Annotated in this window: 12 protein-coding genes and 1 riboswitch; of the genes, 5 read left to right on the top strand and 7 right to left on the bottom strand. The window is 62.5% G+C overall.

Annotation, left to right across the window (positions count from 1 at the left end):
* Positions 1 to 32: 32 nt before the first annotated feature.
* The 3 genes from bluB to ACX93L_RS04990 all read right to left on the bottom strand — a co-directional run bounded on the left by bluB (position 33) and on the right by ACX93L_RS04990 (position 3,582).
* Positions 33 to 743, bottom strand: a complete 711-nt coding sequence (bluB, locus tag ACX93L_RS05000) for a 5,6-dimethylbenzimidazole synthase (protein ID WP_459403805.1) — start codon at positions 741 to 743, stop codon at positions 33 to 35.
* Between the two features lie 46 nt (positions 744 to 789).
* A riboswitch (cobalamin riboswitch) is annotated at positions 790 to 996 on the bottom strand.
* Between the two features lie 44 nt (positions 997 to 1,040).
* Positions 1,041 to 1,871 carry a TolB family protein gene (locus ACX93L_RS04995; protein ID WP_459403804.1) on the bottom strand — a complete coding sequence of 277 codons (831 nt, stop codon included), beginning with the start codon at positions 1,869 to 1,871 and terminating at the stop codon, positions 1,041 to 1,043.
* A 31-nt stretch (positions 1,872 to 1,902) separates the two neighbouring features.
* Positions 1,903 to 3,582, bottom strand: coding sequence for an NAD+ synthase (locus tag ACX93L_RS04990; protein WP_459403803.1), 1,680 nt, complete (start codon positions 3,580 to 3,582; stop codon positions 1,903 to 1,905).
* A gap of 217 nt (positions 3,583 to 3,799) precedes the next feature.
* Here ACX93L_RS04990 and ACX93L_RS04985 point away from each other — a divergent pair, with 217 nt between their 5' ends.
* Positions 3,800 to 5,698 (top strand): LTA synthase family protein, encoded by a 1,899-nt coding sequence (locus tag ACX93L_RS04985; protein ID WP_459403802.1) that lies wholly within the window; start codon positions 3,800 to 3,802, stop codon positions 5,696 to 5,698.
* 229 nt (positions 5,699 to 5,927) lie between these two features.
* Positions 5,928 to 6,863, top strand: a complete 936-nt coding sequence (locus ACX93L_RS04980; protein WP_459403801.1) for a hypothetical protein — start codon at positions 5,928 to 5,930, stop codon at positions 6,861 to 6,863.
* Here ACX93L_RS04980 and ACX93L_RS04975 read toward each other — a convergent pair.
* On the bottom strand, positions 6,824 to 7,243 hold the full coding sequence (locus ACX93L_RS04975) for a GFA family protein (RefSeq protein ID WP_459403800.1): 420 nt from the start codon (positions 7,241 to 7,243) through the stop codon (positions 6,824 to 6,826). The genes ACX93L_RS04980 and ACX93L_RS04975 overlap by 40 nt on opposite strands.
* 247 nt (positions 7,244 to 7,490) lie before the next feature.
* Here ACX93L_RS04975 and ACX93L_RS04970 point away from each other — a divergent pair, with 247 nt between their 5' ends.
* Together ACX93L_RS04970 and ACX93L_RS04965 are read left to right on the top strand one after the other, a co-directional pair.
* The gene (locus ACX93L_RS04970; protein ID WP_459403799.1) at positions 7,491 to 7,913 is read left to right on the top strand and encodes a TadE/TadG family type IV pilus assembly protein; all 423 of its coding nucleotides are present in this window, start codon (positions 7,491 to 7,493) and stop codon (positions 7,911 to 7,913) included.
* Between the two features lie 61 nt (positions 7,914 to 7,974).
* Positions 7,975 to 9,642 carry a TadG family pilus assembly protein gene (locus ACX93L_RS04965; RefSeq protein ID WP_459403798.1) on the top strand — a complete coding sequence of 556 codons (1,668 nt, stop codon included), beginning with the start codon at positions 7,975 to 7,977 and terminating at the stop codon, positions 9,640 to 9,642.
* Between the two features lie 63 nt (positions 9,643 to 9,705).
* On the opposite strand, the gene ACX93L_RS04960 is transcribed toward ACX93L_RS04965, so the two are convergent.
* The gene (locus tag ACX93L_RS04960; protein ID WP_169587573.1) at positions 9,706 to 11,082 is read right to left on the bottom strand and encodes a class II 3-deoxy-7-phosphoheptulonate synthase; all 1,377 of its coding nucleotides are present in this window, start codon (positions 11,080 to 11,082) and stop codon (positions 9,706 to 9,708) included.
* Between the two features lie 301 nt (positions 11,083 to 11,383).
* Between ACX93L_RS04960 and ACX93L_RS04955 the strand changes: the two genes are divergently transcribed.
* Positions 11,384 to 12,250, top strand: coding sequence for an alpha/beta hydrolase family protein (locus tag ACX93L_RS04955; protein WP_459403797.1), 867 nt, complete (start codon positions 11,384 to 11,386; stop codon positions 12,248 to 12,250).
* Positions 12,251 to 12,772: 522 nt separating this feature from the next.
* Here the strand turns inward: ACX93L_RS04955 and gor are convergent.
* Together gor and ACX93L_RS04945 are read right to left on the bottom strand one after the other, a co-directional pair.
* Entirely contained in the window at positions 12,773 to 14,161 is a 1,389-nt protein-coding gene (gor, locus tag ACX93L_RS04950) for a glutathione-disulfide reductase (RefSeq protein ID WP_459403796.1), read from the bottom strand.
* 116 nt (positions 14,162 to 14,277) lie between these two features.
* Positions 14,278 to 14,838 (bottom strand): DUF2059 domain-containing protein, encoded by a 561-nt coding sequence (locus ACX93L_RS04945; RefSeq protein ID WP_459403795.1) that lies wholly within the window; start codon positions 14,836 to 14,838, stop codon positions 14,278 to 14,280.
* Positions 14,839 to 14,841: the final 3 nt, after the last annotated feature.

Here is a 14,841-nt window from a genome sequence, read left to right as displayed (position 1 = left end):
AACAGGTCCAGATCAGTATAAAGTAACTATACTTACGTTTCTCGGTCGAAGGCAGGCGAAAGAGGTGCTCCCCAGACCTCTCCGAAGACGAGATCCTCGATCGGCAAACGCTGCCGCCAACCCTTGAGCGCCAGTTCGGGCTGATCGTAGAGGCGATCGACATAGCCGACACAGAACCAGCCGATGACCTCGACATGCCCTGGAATGCCCAACAGCGCGCGAATGTCGTCCTGGTGAAAGATGCTGACCCAGCCGACGCCGACGCCTTCCGCACGCGCGGCAAGCCAGAGATTCTGCACCGCGCAGACGGTCGAATAGCTATCCATTCGCGGATTGTGGGTGCGCCCAAGCACCACAGGCCCGGCCCGCGTCGGATCGCAGGTCACGCATATGCCGAGCGGCGCCTTGCGGATGCCTTCGAGCTTCAGCCGCATGTAGCTGTCGCGCTGTTCACCGGAAAACATCTCGGCCGCCTCGTCATTGGCGCGGCAAAAGGCCCGCCACACCGCCTCGCGCCGCACCTGATCGCGCACCACGAGAAAGTTCCACGGCTGCATGAATCCGACCGACGGCGCATTGTGTGCGGCCTCCAGCAGGCGGGCGATCAGATCCTCGGGTAAGGGATCAGGCAGAAACTGGTCACGGACGTCACGACGGGTCCGGATCGCCTTGTAGACGGCCTCGCGCTCTTCGACGGAAAAGGCGCCGGCCCGGACGAGATGCTCGCTCGGTTCATCTTGCATCGTTTGTTCCCCAACAATGCTGACGACCGCCCGCCGTCCACGCGGGCAAAGCCTATCTTGCCAGGCCGGTCTTCTGACTGGGCTTCGGCTGGATCGCGCCGCCTTCCCGGCCTAAAGACCAGTGGCTCGGGTCGCAACCGACCCGTTCGCGCGCTCCATCCACCTCACAGCGTTGGGCACGTGCCGGATTTCCACCGGCTTCCCGATTCTCCCGCCGTTCGACACGCCGGGCACCTGACGGAATCGTTCTAGCGCAATCGTCGCGCGACACAAGCCGTCGCATGCGACATCGGCAATTCAGGCGACGGGGAAATACCGCACATAGGCAAACGCTTCCCCGTCCGGCGCCCAGTTCGGCACATTGATGGTGCCCTGACCACCGAACAGTTCGAACAGCGTCTCGATGTTCTGCCCGTCCGGGTCCATGAGGCGAAGCCGGACAGGAAGGTCCCGCGGATGGTCGAAAACCTCCGGATCATAGGAGAGCAGCAGCACCTTGTCGCCGTTCGGCGAAGGATGCGGAAACCAGTCGCCGAAACGGCTGTCGGTGATCCGCTCGGCCGCACCGCCGGACGCTGGCACCCTCCAGATCTGCATCCGCCCGGTCCGGCTCGAATTGAAATAGATCCATTTCCCGTCCGGCGAATAGTCGGGCCCGTCGTTGCGGCCCTCGCCGAAGGTGAGCCGCGTCTCCTCCCCGCCGTCGATGGAGATGGTATAGATGTCGAAGACATCGTCCCGAATGCCGCAATAGGCGAGCCGTGCCCCGTCCGGCGACCAGCCGTGCCAGTAGGAAGGCACGTTGCGCGTCACCTGGCGGGGCTCCCCGCCGCCTGCCGGTAGGACATAGATACAGGACTTGCCGTAGGCGACCTTGTCCGAAATCGCGATCTGCTTGCCGTCCGGCGAAAGGCCATGATCGTTGTTGCATCGCGTGGCGAATCCGGTGTCGATCAGCACCGGCTCTGCGCTCCCGTCCACCGGCAGGCGATAGAGTAGGCCGTCGCCGTTGAGGATCAGAAAGGCGCCGTCCGGCGTCCAGTTCGGCGCCTCGACGAGGCGCTCCGTCTGCCAGACGACGCGATGGCTGCGCGTGCGGATATTGTAGATTTCGACGGAGCTGCGCATCTTCCCTCCCGGAAACGCGCCGCCGGCCGCCTCAGCGGTCGCGGAAGCGATTGGTGATCGGATAGCGACGATCCCGGCCGAAATTCTTGCGGGTGATCTTCACCCCCGGCGCTGACTGGCGGCGCTTGTATTCGGCAAGATAAAGCAGATGTTCGACCCGGTGAACGGTGGCGACGTCGTGACCGCGTGCAACGATCTCGTCAACCGACATTTCCCGCTCGACCAGGCATTCGAGAATGTCGTCGAGCACCGGATAAGGCGGCAGCGAATCCTGGTCCGTCTGGTTCGGACGGAGTTCCGCCGACGGCGCCTTAGAAATGATGTTTTGCGGAATGACTTCACCAGAGGGGCCGAGCGCACCCGGCGGCACATGGCCGTTGCGCCAGGCAGCCAACGCATAGACCTGCATCTTGTAGAGGTCCTTGATCGGATTGAAGCCGCCGTTCATGTCGCCGTAGAGCGTCGCATAACCGACCGACATTTCCGACTTGTTGCCGGTCGTCACCACCATCGAGCCGAATTTGTTGGGGATCGCCATCAGAATGGTGCCGCGCGCGCGGCTCTGCAGGTTCTCTTCGGTGATGCCGCTTTCAGTCCCCTCGAACATGTCGGACAGCGCCGAGAGGAAACCTTCGACCGGCTCGGCGATCGGCACTGTGTCGTAGTGGCAGCCGAGCGCCTTGGCGCAGGCCGCAGCATCGGCAAGTGAATCCTGCGAGGTATAGCGATAGGGCAGCATGATCGTGCGCACCCGCTCCTCGCCCAGAGCATCGACTGCGATTGCCGCGCAGATGGCGGAGTCGATGCCGCCGGAAAGGCCCAGCACGACGCTCTTGAAACCGTTTTTGTTGACGTAGTCACGGAATCCGAGGACGCAGGCCCGGTAATCGGCCTCCTCCTTTTCCGGAATGCGCGACATCGGCCCGTCGCCGCACCGCCATCCGTCCTGCGCCCGTTTCCAGGTCGTCACGGACACGGTCGCCTCGAACTGACTCATCTGGAAGGCCAGCGTCTTGTCGGCGTTGAACGCGAAGCTCGCACCGTCGAAGACCAGTTCATCCTGGCCGCCGAGCTGGTTCGCATAGATCATCGGCAGGCCGGTCTCGATGACCTGTTTCAGCACGACCTGATGGCGCACGTCCACCTTGCCGCGATAATAGGGCGAGCCGTTCGGCACGAGCAGCATCTCGGCACCAGACTCGGCGAGCGTCTCGCAAACGCCGAGTTCGCCCCAGATGTCCTCGCAGACCGGGATGCCGAGGCGGACGCCGCGGAAGTTGACAGGCCCCGGCATCTCGCCGGCGACGAAGACACGCTTCTCGTCGAATTCGCCATAGTTCGGCAGATCGATCTTGTCGCGCGTCGCAATGATCTTGCCGTTGTCCAGGACAGCGATCGAATTGTAGCGGCCCTTGTCGTCCTGACGCGGGAAACCGATAATCACGCCAGGCCCGCCGTCGGCGGTATCAGCCGCCAGCTGTTCGACAGCCGAAAGGCATGCCTTGAGGAAGGCCGCCTTGAGAACGAGATCTTCCGGCGGATAGCCCGAGATGAAAAGCTCGGTGAAAAGCACGAGATCCGCGCCGTGGACCGACGCCTCCGCCCGAGCTTCCCTTGCCTTGGCAAGATTGCCGGCAACGTCGCCCACGGTGGAATCAAGCTGCGCGATTGCGATGCGAAGGGTGTCGGGTCGGGTCTGAATCTCGCTCATGTCCATCGTTTAGCGCGTGCGTCCGGCCTTCGCAACGGCGGGTATTCAAATGCCGCGTTCGCGGCGCCACAGCTGTCAAGGAAATGCGGGGAACAAAGACCGGTGCGCCATGGTTCATCTGGCGTTCATAACGGTTATGTGACAGCTATGCGAAACTTTTATGAAACCATCTTTTCTGCTGGAGAGCGAGTTGGCCGAGATTATCTCCGAGCCCCGAATGTCGGTTGAAGACGCCCCGAGCGGTGCCGCGTCCACGGCCAGGGTGACCGCGCTGCGCGGCTCCATGCGCATCGTCAACTCGTTGCTGCTGGCGCTGTTGACGATCATCGTAACCGAATGGCTGGCCCGCGGTACGCTGATCGACGTCTCCGACTATCTCCTGTCCTCTGCCCGCCCCGGAATGGTGGCGGTCGGCGTCCTGTTCCTGCTCTTCATCGCTGTAGACGCCGTCTTCGGCCGTGTCTACCAGTCGGCTCTCGTACTCGTGCCGCTCGCGATCCTTCCTGCCTTTCTGTCCATGCAGAAGCAGCAATATCTGTCCGACCCGCTCTATCCGAGCGACATGCTGTTCGGCCGCCAGATCGGCGAACTGGTGCCCGTCATGTTCGCGGCCCGCCCCTTCGCCTCCATCGGCCTCGTCCTCGGTGTGGTCGGGCTGTTGGCGCTGCTCGCCTATCTGCTCGTGCTCGGCCGCCGCCACTTCCCTTCGCTTTCGGCCCAGTCGAAGCTCGTCCGCCTCGTCGTGGCGCTTCCTCTGATCGGCGGCTTCCTGTCGCTGATGAACCCGAATTCCTTTTCCTACCTGCGCGACCGCCTCAACATCGTCCCCATGATGTGGGATCAGCAGGAAAACTATCGCCACAACGGCTTCCTTCTGGCCTTCGCCTTCAACGTGCCGATGGCCAATGTCCAGGCGCCGCAGGGCTACAATTCCGAGGTTATCGCCGACATCGCACCGGAACGCCTGCCGGCGAGCTTCTTCGGCGGTCGCAATGCCGACGTCATCATGGTGATGAGCGAGTCCCTGTGGGATCCGACCCGCATCACCAATGCGAAACTGTCGCCCGATCCGATGCCGACGATCCGTGCCGCGTCCTCGGGTAACCTGTTCTCGCCCGAATTCGGCGGCATGACGGCCAATGTCGAGTTCGAGGCGCTAACCGGCTTCTCCAACGCCTTCCTGCCCTATGGCAGCATTCCCTACCAGCAATATGTGCGCCGCCCCTTGCCGTCGCTGGCAACCTTCTTCTCGTCCAAGGGCTACACGACCCGCGCGTTCCATCCCTTCCAGAGCTGGTTCTGGAACCGCTCGAATGTCTATCGCTCGCTCGGCTTCGACAGCTTCCGCTCGGAAGAAAACATGCCGGTGTTGGACAAGCGCGGTCTCTTCGCATCCGACGATGCGCTGACGAAGGAAATCATCCGGTCTGCCGACCAGACCAAGGAACCCTTCTTCTTCTTCGCCGTCACCCTGCAGGGCCACGGCCCCTACGAGAAGAACCGCTACGCGAAGAACACGATCGGCATCGAATCGACGGCCCTTGCCCCGGAAAACCGCGACAGCCTCGCGACCTATGCGCAGGGCGTCCGCGAGGCCGACAGCAGCCTGAAGGCGCTGATGGACTGGGCCAAGAAGCGTCGTCGCGAAACGATCATCGTGCTTTTCGGCGACCATCTCCCGCCGCTCGGCAACGTATACACCGACACCGGCTACATGCCCGACGTGGTTGCCACCCGTAAGGCCCCGGTCAGCATCATGAAGCGGGAGCACGAGACCCCGCTTGTCGTCTGGTCATCCAAGCGCGGCGTCCAGAAGGACATCGGTTCTGTCAGCCCGTCGCAGCTGCCCTATTATGTGGTGCGCCTCGCCGGCTACCGTCACCCCTTCTACACCGGCGTTCTCGGCAGGCTGAACGAGCGCTATGCGGTCATCGATCGCCACCAGTTGATCGAGCGCGGCGAGCGCACCCATCCGGACTGGGCGACGAATGGCGAGCCGATCGACCCCATGATCCGCGACTACCGCTTCCTGCAACATGACCAGATGTTCGGCGACGGTTTCGGCACCGAACGCTTCTTCCCCGAGCAGGTCGAACGCACAGGCGCTGAAAGCTGACGGCGCCCCGCCGGCGGACCACAAATCGGTCATGGTTCGCTGGCACTAACCTTTCCATAATGTATGACTTGCGTGTGACGCGGAAACGCGCCATTGACACACTACGGATATGAATACCGTCTAGCGAGGGAAAGCCTCCTCCTTGGCCACCAGCTCCGCCGTTTCGCGGGCCAGGTCCTTCGACGGGCGAATATTGCTATTGAACACTTGAGCAGAGCGTGAACGAGCCATGCGGCCACTGACCCGCACCGAAATTGCTGCGCATCCCCTCTTCCCGACCATCGAGAAGCAGATCGCCGAACATCTGATCGGTATCCACATCCGCACACCGCGTCTGTCGCGGCTGAAGGCATCCCACCGCAAGTGGCTGATGACCCATTCCCTTTTTGCGCTCTCGCTCCAGCGTCGCGACGACGACCCGCTTTCGGGCCTCACCGCGACCCGCTTCGTTGAGATCGTCATGAAGCTCGGCGCCGCCAGCCGTAACACGGCGACCGGATTCCTCGCCGAGCTCGTCGCCTATAAGTTCCTCCGTGACATCCCCGACGTGCCCGACCGTCGCGTGCGCGTGCTGGAAACCACCGAGACCGCCTACGGCGCGATGAACGCCTGGTTCATGGGCCACATGGCCTGCCTCGACCGGCTCGACGGGGGCTCCCGGGAAGCCGCGTGCGCGGCCGACCCGCGTATCTTCCGCATCGCCCAGCCCTATGCCGCCGCCCTCCTCGTCGAAGATCCGACCTGGCGCGATCCCGCCGAGACGATCGGCCATTTTCTCTGGTCGGACCTCGGCGGCATGGTGCTGCACGACATGATTTCGCGCCTTCCGCAAGACAATGCCGGCCTCGAACGGATCGACATTGGTGCACTGTCGCTGACCGAACTCAGCGACAGCTACATGATCTCCGCAACCAATCTGAAGCGCATGTTCAAGAAGGCGGAAGCGGAAAGCCTGCTCGGCTGGCAACAACCGCGGCGACGCGGCACGCTGTGGCTTTCACGCCGTTTCGTGGACGACTATTTTGTCTGGCAGTCCGCCAAGTTCTATGGGCTGGAACAGGCGTTTCACCACGCGATCACCGAACTGGGTATCGGCATCCAGGCGGCAGACGCCGCCCCGAACGCTCAGACGTCGTTCGCCGCAGTGACCGGCGTTCCGGCCTGAAACTGCGGCAGTCCGTCCGCGATCTCGTAGAAATCGCCTTTGTCGGCGCAGTAGATGTGGTAGCCCGATCGGAGGCTGCTCGGCTGATCGAAGGCTCCGGCCATTACCGAGATGTAATCGTCCCCGCCACGACGCCAGAAGAGAGCGGATCCGCATTGCCGACAGAATCCGCGCTCAGCGTCTGGAGTCGCCCGATACCACGACACGGCCTCACTCCCTGAAACGGTGATCCGATCCAGCGGCACATTGGTCGCCGCATAATAGAGCCCAGTCTGACGCCGGCATTGCGAGCAATGGCAGTAGACAATCTCGCGTACGGGACCGACCGTCGAGAACCGGACCATCCCACAGAGGCACTTTCCGGTTCGCACCTGTTCCATTTTGCTGCTCTCCTCGCCCGATCGATGACGAACGGCAGAATGGGAGCGGTGGCACAGCCGGTCAATCTCAAATCATTGATCTGTCGATTGAGTTTTGCTGCAGAACGCAGGAACGGGCGCCCCGAATCAACCCTCAAATATGTTTTTTGGATACACGCGAAAATTGCCCTCAACAAAGTAATTAGACCTTAACAAATTGGTCATTTTATATATCGCTAAATTACATTTTAGGGAAGGGATCTTTGAAATGTTGGCAATGAGGCGCTTTCTGAACGATCATCGCGGCAGTTCCGCGATCGAATTTGCCATTCTTGCCCCCGTCTTCTTCATGGCCGTCTTTTCCATGATCGGCTATGGAATCTACCTGAGCGCGAGTCACGCGGTTCAGCAGATCACATCGGACGCCGCGCGAACGGCGGTCGCCGGTCTGGACGCTCGGGAGCGCCAGCAGCTTGCCGAAGGCTTCGTCCGCACCTCGACATCGGACTATGCCTTCATCGACGGCGAAGCCTTTTCCGTCTCGGTCAGCGACAATCCCAACAACCCGAACCAATTCACCGTCAGCATCACCTACGACACGACCAATTTGCCGGTCTGGCATCTCTACAGCTTCATGATGCCGAGCGACACCATCCAGCGTTACGCAACCATCCGCATCGGGGGTATCTGACATGCATGGTATCCGAACAGTCTTTTCGCGACTGAAGGCCGAGCAATGCGGAAACATCGGCGTGACAGCAGGGCTCGTGTCGCCGCTTCTGATCGTCACCCTTGCCCTTGGGGTCGACTACGGAAACCTTACCCTCCAGCAGAAAGAGCTACAGCAGGCGGCGGATCTCGCGGCAATCGTGGCCGTCTCGAACCTTTCCGATCCCCAGCGGGCCGCTTACGAACACCTCGCCATGAACGGGCTGGAAATGCCGATCGCCGGCAGCAACGGCATCCTGACGGCCGACGGAATGAAACCCCTCGACCTGGCCACCGACTATCCGCTCATTGCAACGGTGACGCCCGGTCGTTACACGGCCGATCCGGAACTTCCCGTCGACGCCCGCTTCGTCAGCACGAACACGGCACCGGATGCCGTCAAGGTACATATTGAGCGCGCCGGTAACCTCTACTTTGCCAGCGCCTTCGCCGATCCTCCCAGGATCTCAGCCGTCGGCACAGCCGCTGCGCACAAGATCGCCGCCTTCTCGATTGGAACACGCCTTGCGAGCCTGCATGACGGCATCCTGAACGCGGTGCTTTCAGGATTGCTGGGGACCAGCGTCGATCTCGACCTGATGGACTACCGCGCGCTCCTCAGTTCCGACATCGAGGTGCTCGGCACGATTGACGCCCTGGCTGCAGACCTCAACATGTCCGCACCCACCTACGATGACGTTGTAAAGACCGACATTACGCTCGGATCCTTCATTCACGCCATCATCGCTGCCAACCGCGTTGGCGCGCAGTCTTTGGCGGCGCTCAAGGAGCTCGAGAAAGCCGCCAACAGGACAAGCGTGAAGCTGAAGCTTTCGCGGATCCTGGATGCCGGGCCCTATTCGCAACGCGTCATCGGCACTGCGGACAATCTCGACGTCACGGTCGGACTGTTCGAAGTGGTGTCGGCCGCCGCCTCGGCCGCCAACGGCAAATCACAACTCGCCCTCGATCTCGGCCTCGCCGTTCCTGGCCTTGCCGCGGCGAAGCTTAACGTAGCCGTCGGCGAACCACCGGTGGAATCGAGCCATGCTGCCGTCGGCGGGGTGGGCACGACGGTTCGGACCGCTCAAACCCGGCTTTCGCTGGAACTGACCGCCGGAGGATCAGGCGCTCTTGCCGGTCTCAAGGTCCGGCTGCCTCTCTACCTCGAGGTTGCCCACGGAGAGGCCCGACTGGCCGAGATCCACTGCCGGGGCCAGAACGGCGATGCTGACGCCCGGGTAGAAGCCGTGCCGGGCGTTGTCGAACTCGCACTGGGAGACGTCGATACCCGCGCCTTCGCCAACTTTGGAACCAAGCCACGCGCTACCAAAGCGAAACTCGTGTCCTCCGCTCTGGTGAACATCGAGGGGATCGCCTACGGCAATGCGACCAATCTCGAAAAGAAGATGCTGACCTTTACGCCGACCGACATTGCGCAAAAGGAAGTCAAGACAGTCGCGACCAGCCAGACGCTGACGACGCTCCAGTTCTCCCTGCTGCGCAGCCTCGACGCAGACATCCACATTGCCGGACTGACGCTGGGCACGCCAAAGGCCGTCGCCGGAGCGCTCTCGGAAACACTCGCCAATCTCACGATCCCGGCAGACCTTATCCTCTACAACACGCTGCTGGCCTTCGGTATCCGGATCGGTGAGGCCGACATCCGCGTGAGCTATGCGAGCTGCCGCCAGCCGGTTCTCGTTCAGTAGGCAGAAATAGAAGAGGCCGGCGCGTGTCCGCACCGGCCTGCTTCAACTGCGCTTTGCTCTAGATCAGCCGTTCGCGACCATCATCCGCTTTTCGTCACGACCGCCCTTCATCCGCTCGGCGAGCAGGAAGGCGAGTTCCAGTGCCTGGTCGGCATTGAGGCGCGGGTCGCAATGGGTGTGGTACCGATCCTGCAGGTCGTCCGCGGTTACCGCGCGGGCGCCGCCGGTGCACTCGGTCACGTCCTTGCCGGTCATCTCGATGTGGATGCCGCCCGGATGCGAGCCTTCGGCGCGGTGGATCTGGAAGAAGCTCTCGACCTCCGACAGGACCCGCTCGAACGGACGGGTCTTGTAGTTGTTGAGTGTGATCGTGTTGCCGTGCATCGGATCGCACGACCATACGACCTTGCGGCCCTCGCGCTCGACGGCGCGGATGAGACGCGGCAGGTGCTCGGCAACCTTGTCGTGGCCGAAACGGCAGATCAGCGTCAGGCGACCGGCTTCGTTCTGCGGGTTCAGGATGTCGATCAGGTTCAGGAGGTCGTCCGCCTGCAGCGACGGACCGCACTTCAGACCGATCGGGTTCTTGATGCCGCGGCAGTATTCGAGATGCGCATGGTCGGCCTGACGAGTGCGGTCGCCGATCCAGATCATGTGGCCGGACGTCGCGTACCAGTCGCCCGAGGTGGAATCAACGCGGGTCAGCGCTTCCTCATAGCCGAGAAGCAGGGCTTCGTGGCTGGTGAAGAAATCAGTCTCGCGCAGGCTCGGATTGTTTTCCGGGGTAATCCCGATGGCCTTCATGAAGTCCATCGTCTCGGAGATCCGGTCGGCCAACTTGCGGTAGCGTTCGGCCTGCGGGCTGTCCTTGATGAAACCGAGCATCCACTGGTGAACGTTGTCGAGGTTGGCATAGCCGCCCATCGCGAAGGCGCGCAGCAGGTTCAGCGTCGCGGCCGACTGGCGGTACGCCATGATCTGGCGTTCCGGGTTCGGAATGCGGGCTTCCGGCGTGAATTCGATGCCGTTGATGATGTCGCCGCGGTAGCTCGGCAGCTCGACGCCGTCGATCTTCTCGAAATCCGACGAACGCGGCTTGGCGAACTGGCCGGCGATACGACCGACCTTGACCACCGGCAGCTGGGCACCGAAGGTCAGCACGACGGCCATCTGCAGGAAGGCGCGGAAGAAGTCGCGGATCGTGTCGGCGCCGTGTTCGGCGAAGCTCTCTGCGCAGTCACCACCCTGCAGCAGGAAGCCATTGCCTTCCGCCACGTTGGCAAGCGCCTTCTTCAGGCGACGGGCCTCGCCCGCAAAGACGAGCGGCGGATAAGACGCGAGCTGCTGCTCCGCGGTCTTCAAAGCCTCCTGATCCGGATAGGCCGGAACCTGCTTGATCGGCTTCTGTCGCCAGCTGCTCGGGGTCCAATTCTGTGCCATGATCGTCACCTGCTTTTCGAAAAAGGCGGCCTCCTCCCGGCCGCTTTGGATGGGGGCTTATAAACCCTAATATTTGCCTTGCAAAGCCGAAGTTGAAGAGCATCCGGCATCGATTCGAGACTTTCTGCCCCGCTGTCTCCCGGCCGCCCCAAAGTCGGCACCGCGGAGGCATCGAGGGGACAGGCAGCGACCACCGCGATGTAACCCGCTCTGCGGCGTGACGAACGCCATCTTGCATTTACATGAACGTAAACGTAAGAATTACGGCCTCGCAGGACTGTTGGACGGAGGAGGTTCGACAATGGAGACGAAGCCGGAGATCGAGCGCAGGGACATCCATTTTGCGGCGGCCGATCGTTTTCCGCTCGCCGGCACGCTGTTCCAGGGCACCGGCGACGGCCCGCTGGCCTTGATCTCCTCGGCCGCCGCGGTGCCGCGGGGGATCTATGCCCGCTTCGCCGAACATCTGGTCGCCCGTCACGGTTTCCGCGCGGTGCTGACCTACGACTACCGCGGCGTGGCGGCCTCGCGGCCACCGGTCGGGTGGAAGACCAAACCGAAGATGCTCGACTGGGCCGAAAAGGACCTGCCGGCCGCGCTTGACCGCCTGCAGGCGGTCGCACCCGGCCACCGCGTGGTCGGGATCGGCCAATCCTTCGGCGGCCAGGCCCTCGGGCTTTGCGGGCGCGCCAACCAGTTCGACCGCTATCTGATGGTCGCGGTGATGTCCGGCCACTGGGCCTATACCGACGAACCTTACAAGGTTTTTGCCTCGATGAACCTGGTCGGCGTGCCACTGGCACTCCTGACCGGCCGCGTCCCAGGCTGGATCGGCCTCGGGCAGACACTGCCAGGCACGGTCTTCCGCCAATGGGCCCGTTGGGGCCGGTCGCCCGACTACTTCTTCGCCGACCGGCGCATGGACGCCGTACGCCGCTTCGCCGAGGTGAAGACGCCGATCCTTTCGATCGGCGTGGCAGACGACCGATGGGGCACGCCCCGGGCCCAGGAGGCCATCCTCAAGGCCTATACAGGCGCCCCCGTGGAGCGACGGCGCGTCTCGCCGGCGGATACCGACGGACAGCCGATCGGCCATCTCGGCTTCTTCCGCCCAACCTTCCGCGACACGCTGTGGGAACCGGCAATCGACTGGCTGGCCGCCGCCTGACCCGCTTTAGCGAAGGCAAACTCCCTCGACCGGCGCCTGTGGATTGTTGTGCACGAAAGTCGCGACACTGGCGCCCTTTCGAAAATTGTCATACTCTAATTTTAGGCGCAGCCGAAAGGTTGCGCTCGCAATGCTTGTTACAAGCTTCGCGCCAGCCCCGGCCGCTACTGCGGACAGGACGAGGGATGTGATCCCCGTCACTCGGGCGCGGCATGAGGCGGCTCCCGCGTATCAGTAACGATCATGAGGATCCGTGTTATGGCGTATGATTGGAGTGGTGTTCGAACGAAGCGCATTCGCCGGCTGAAGATTGCCGTCGCGTCCTGTCTCGGACTTCTGGTGCTCTCCGCACCGGTTCTGGCTTTCACCTGAAATTTGTCGAACGCGTGATGGAACACCGACGGTGCTCCCGCGTTTCGGCCTTGTCGGATGGGCGGCCTTGCGCCGATCCGAGGTTCCTTCCGCATGAATTGCCCCGTCCACCGGACGGGGCATCTTTTGTTGGGCGCCCTGCCCTGCTGATCAGACTCGCTCGCCGTTGCGGATCCGATAGCTCGGGCTATACATGGTCACCAACTCTTCCGCAGCCGTCGGATGGACGGCCATGGTCCGGTCGAAATCGTCCTTCGTGCAGCCGGCCTTCAGCGTGATCCCGAGAATTTGCGCCATCTCGCCCGCATCGTGGCCGAGGATATGGGCGCCCACGACCTTGCGGTCGGCGGCGTTGACGATCAGCTTCATGATCGTCTTCTCCGCCCGGCCCGAAAGCGTCGCCTTCATCGGACGGAACTGCGCGCGGTAAATCTCGAGTTCGCCGAAACGCTTGGCCGCTTCCTCTTCCGAAAGGCCGACGGTACCGATCTCCGGCTGCGAGAAGACCGCCGTCGCGATCAGGTCGTGATCCGGTGACGTCGGGTTGCCCTTGTACTCCGTCTCGATGAAGCACATCGCCTCGTGGATCGCCACCGGCGTCAGCTGGACTCGGTCGGTGACGTCGCCGAGGGCAAAGATGCTCGGCACGTTGGTACGCGAATACTGGTCGACGACGATCGCGCCCCGTTCGTTGGTCACCACCCCGGCCGTCTCGAGTCCAAGCCCCTTGGTGAAGGGATCGCGGCCGAGCGCCAGCATCACCTGGTCGGAGACGAGTTCGCCATTGTTCTTCGTCCGGGCCACAAGCCGGCCGTCGTCCCGCTTGCTGACCTCCTCGATCAGTTCATGGCACAGGATTCGGATCCCCTTGGCTTCCATGGCCTCATGCAGCCCGCGGCGCATGTCATGGTCGAAACGGCTGAGGATCTCGGCACCGCGATAGATCAGCGTCGTCTCGACGCCGAGACCATGGAAGATGTTGGCGAACTCGACCGCGATATAGCCGCCGCCGGCGATCACGATCGCGCGCGGCAGTTCCTTGAGATCGAAGGCCTCGTTGGACGAGATGCACAGTTCATGGCCCGGCAGGGCCGCATGCGGGTTCGGTCCGTTGCCGACGGCAATCACGATCCGTTCCGCGGTGACGACCTGACCGCTCTTGACAAGGCGCACGCTGTTCGGTCCAGCGATCTCCGCACGGGTCTCGAAGATCTCGGCGCCGTTGTTCTCGAGCCCCTTGCGGTAGAGCCCTTCGAGACGGGTGATTTCCTTGTCCTTCGCCGCGATCAGCGTCGGCCAGTCGAATTTCGACTCGCCGACGGACCAGCCGTAGCCTGCAGCGTCTTCGAAATGCTCGTGAAACTGCGAGGCATAGACGAAGAGCTTCTTCGGCACGCAGCCGCGAATGACGCAGGTTCCCCCGAACCGGTATTCCTCGGCGATCGCCACCTTCTTGCCGAGCGAGGCCGCGACGCGCGCGCTGCGCACGCCACCCGACCCGCCACCGATCACGAACAGATCATAATCGAAATCGGACATGGAAACTCTCCTTGCAAATCAGCGGTGGGAACAACGGACCTGATATAGGGTGCGTCGCAACAAAAAGAAAAGCCCGGAACGATGTCCGGGCTCTGGGAATTGCAATCGGCCGAAGATTACGGCTTCGGGGCTTCCGCCGCCGGAGCCTCCGCCGCCGGAGCAGCCGGCTGGGCCGCCTGGACTTCCTTCAGCAGTGCGTCATTAGCCTGCTTTTCGAGATCGCGGGCAACGCCGGCGGTCCAGATGTCGGCAGCCTTGACCAGCTCGCGCGTGGCGATCGGGCCGTCTTTCAGAAGCTTCTTGCCGGCATCGCTGGTGTAGAACTCGGTCATCGCCTTGAGTTCGTCGATGGTGAAGGCCTTGGCGTAGACCAGAGCGGCTTCGCGCTCGAGGTCGCCACGGCGCGGCGCGAGTTTCAGTGCTTCTTCATCGACCTTGGACGCAATGGTGTCCTCAAGGTTCGGATAGGCCTGGATCAGCTGTACCTTCAGGCGCTCGGAAACGTTCGGCAGGATGTTGTCGAAACGGTCGGTCACACCGAGGGCCGCAATCGCCGCGCGGGCAGCCTGAACGTGCTCTGGCGGGACGTCCTGCGCCTGTGCGGAAAAGCCCGTGAAGAGGCCACCGGCAATGACGGTGACAGACGCGAGACGCGTCAAACCCGAAAATCCGATCATGAA

Source organism: Rhizobium sp. CAU 1783, assembly GCF_054551725.1.
Note: the sequence above shows the minus strand (reverse complement) of the source record. Positions and strands in the feature narration are given on the sequence as shown.

What these genes read in the sequence shown, in the direction of transcription:
- bluB (WP_459403805.1), bottom strand. Translation starts at nt 743, where the DNA reads ATGCAAGATGAACCGAGCGAGCATCTCGTCCGGGCCGGCGCCTTTTCC.
- ACX93L_RS04995 (WP_459403804.1), bottom strand. Translation starts at nt 1,871, where the DNA reads ATGCGCAGCTCCGTCGAAATCTACAATATCCGCACGCGCAGCCATCGC.
- ACX93L_RS04990 (WP_459403803.1), bottom strand. Translation starts at nt 3,582, where the DNA reads ATGAGCGAGATTCAGACCCGACCCGACACCCTTCGCATCGCAATCGCG.
- ACX93L_RS04985 (WP_459403802.1), top strand. Translation starts at nt 3,800, where the DNA reads ATGTCGGTTGAAGACGCCCCGAGCGGTGCCGCGTCCACGGCCAGGGTG.
- ACX93L_RS04980 (WP_459403801.1), top strand. Translation starts at nt 5,928, where the DNA reads ATGCGGCCACTGACCCGCACCGAAATTGCTGCGCATCCCCTCTTCCCG.
- ACX93L_RS04975 (WP_459403800.1), bottom strand. Translation starts at nt 7,243, where the DNA reads ATGGAACAGGTGCGAACCGGAAAGTGCCTCTGTGGGATGGTCCGGTTC.
- ACX93L_RS04970 (WP_459403799.1), top strand. Translation starts at nt 7,491, where the DNA reads ATGTTGGCAATGAGGCGCTTTCTGAACGATCATCGCGGCAGTTCCGCG.
- ACX93L_RS04960 (WP_169587573.1), bottom strand. Translation starts at nt 11,082, where the DNA reads ATGGCACAGAATTGGACCCCGAGCAGCTGGCGACAGAAGCCGATCAAG.
- ACX93L_RS04955 (WP_459403797.1), top strand. Translation starts at nt 11,384, where the DNA reads ATGGAGACGAAGCCGGAGATCGAGCGCAGGGACATCCATTTTGCGGCG.
- gor (WP_459403796.1), bottom strand. Translation starts at nt 14,161, where the DNA reads ATGTCCGATTTCGATTATGATCTGTTCGTGATCGGTGGCGGGTCGGGT.
- ACX93L_RS04945 (WP_459403795.1), bottom strand. Translation starts at nt 14,838, where the DNA reads ATGATCGGATTTTCGGGTTTGACGCGTCTCGCGTCTGTCACCGTCATT.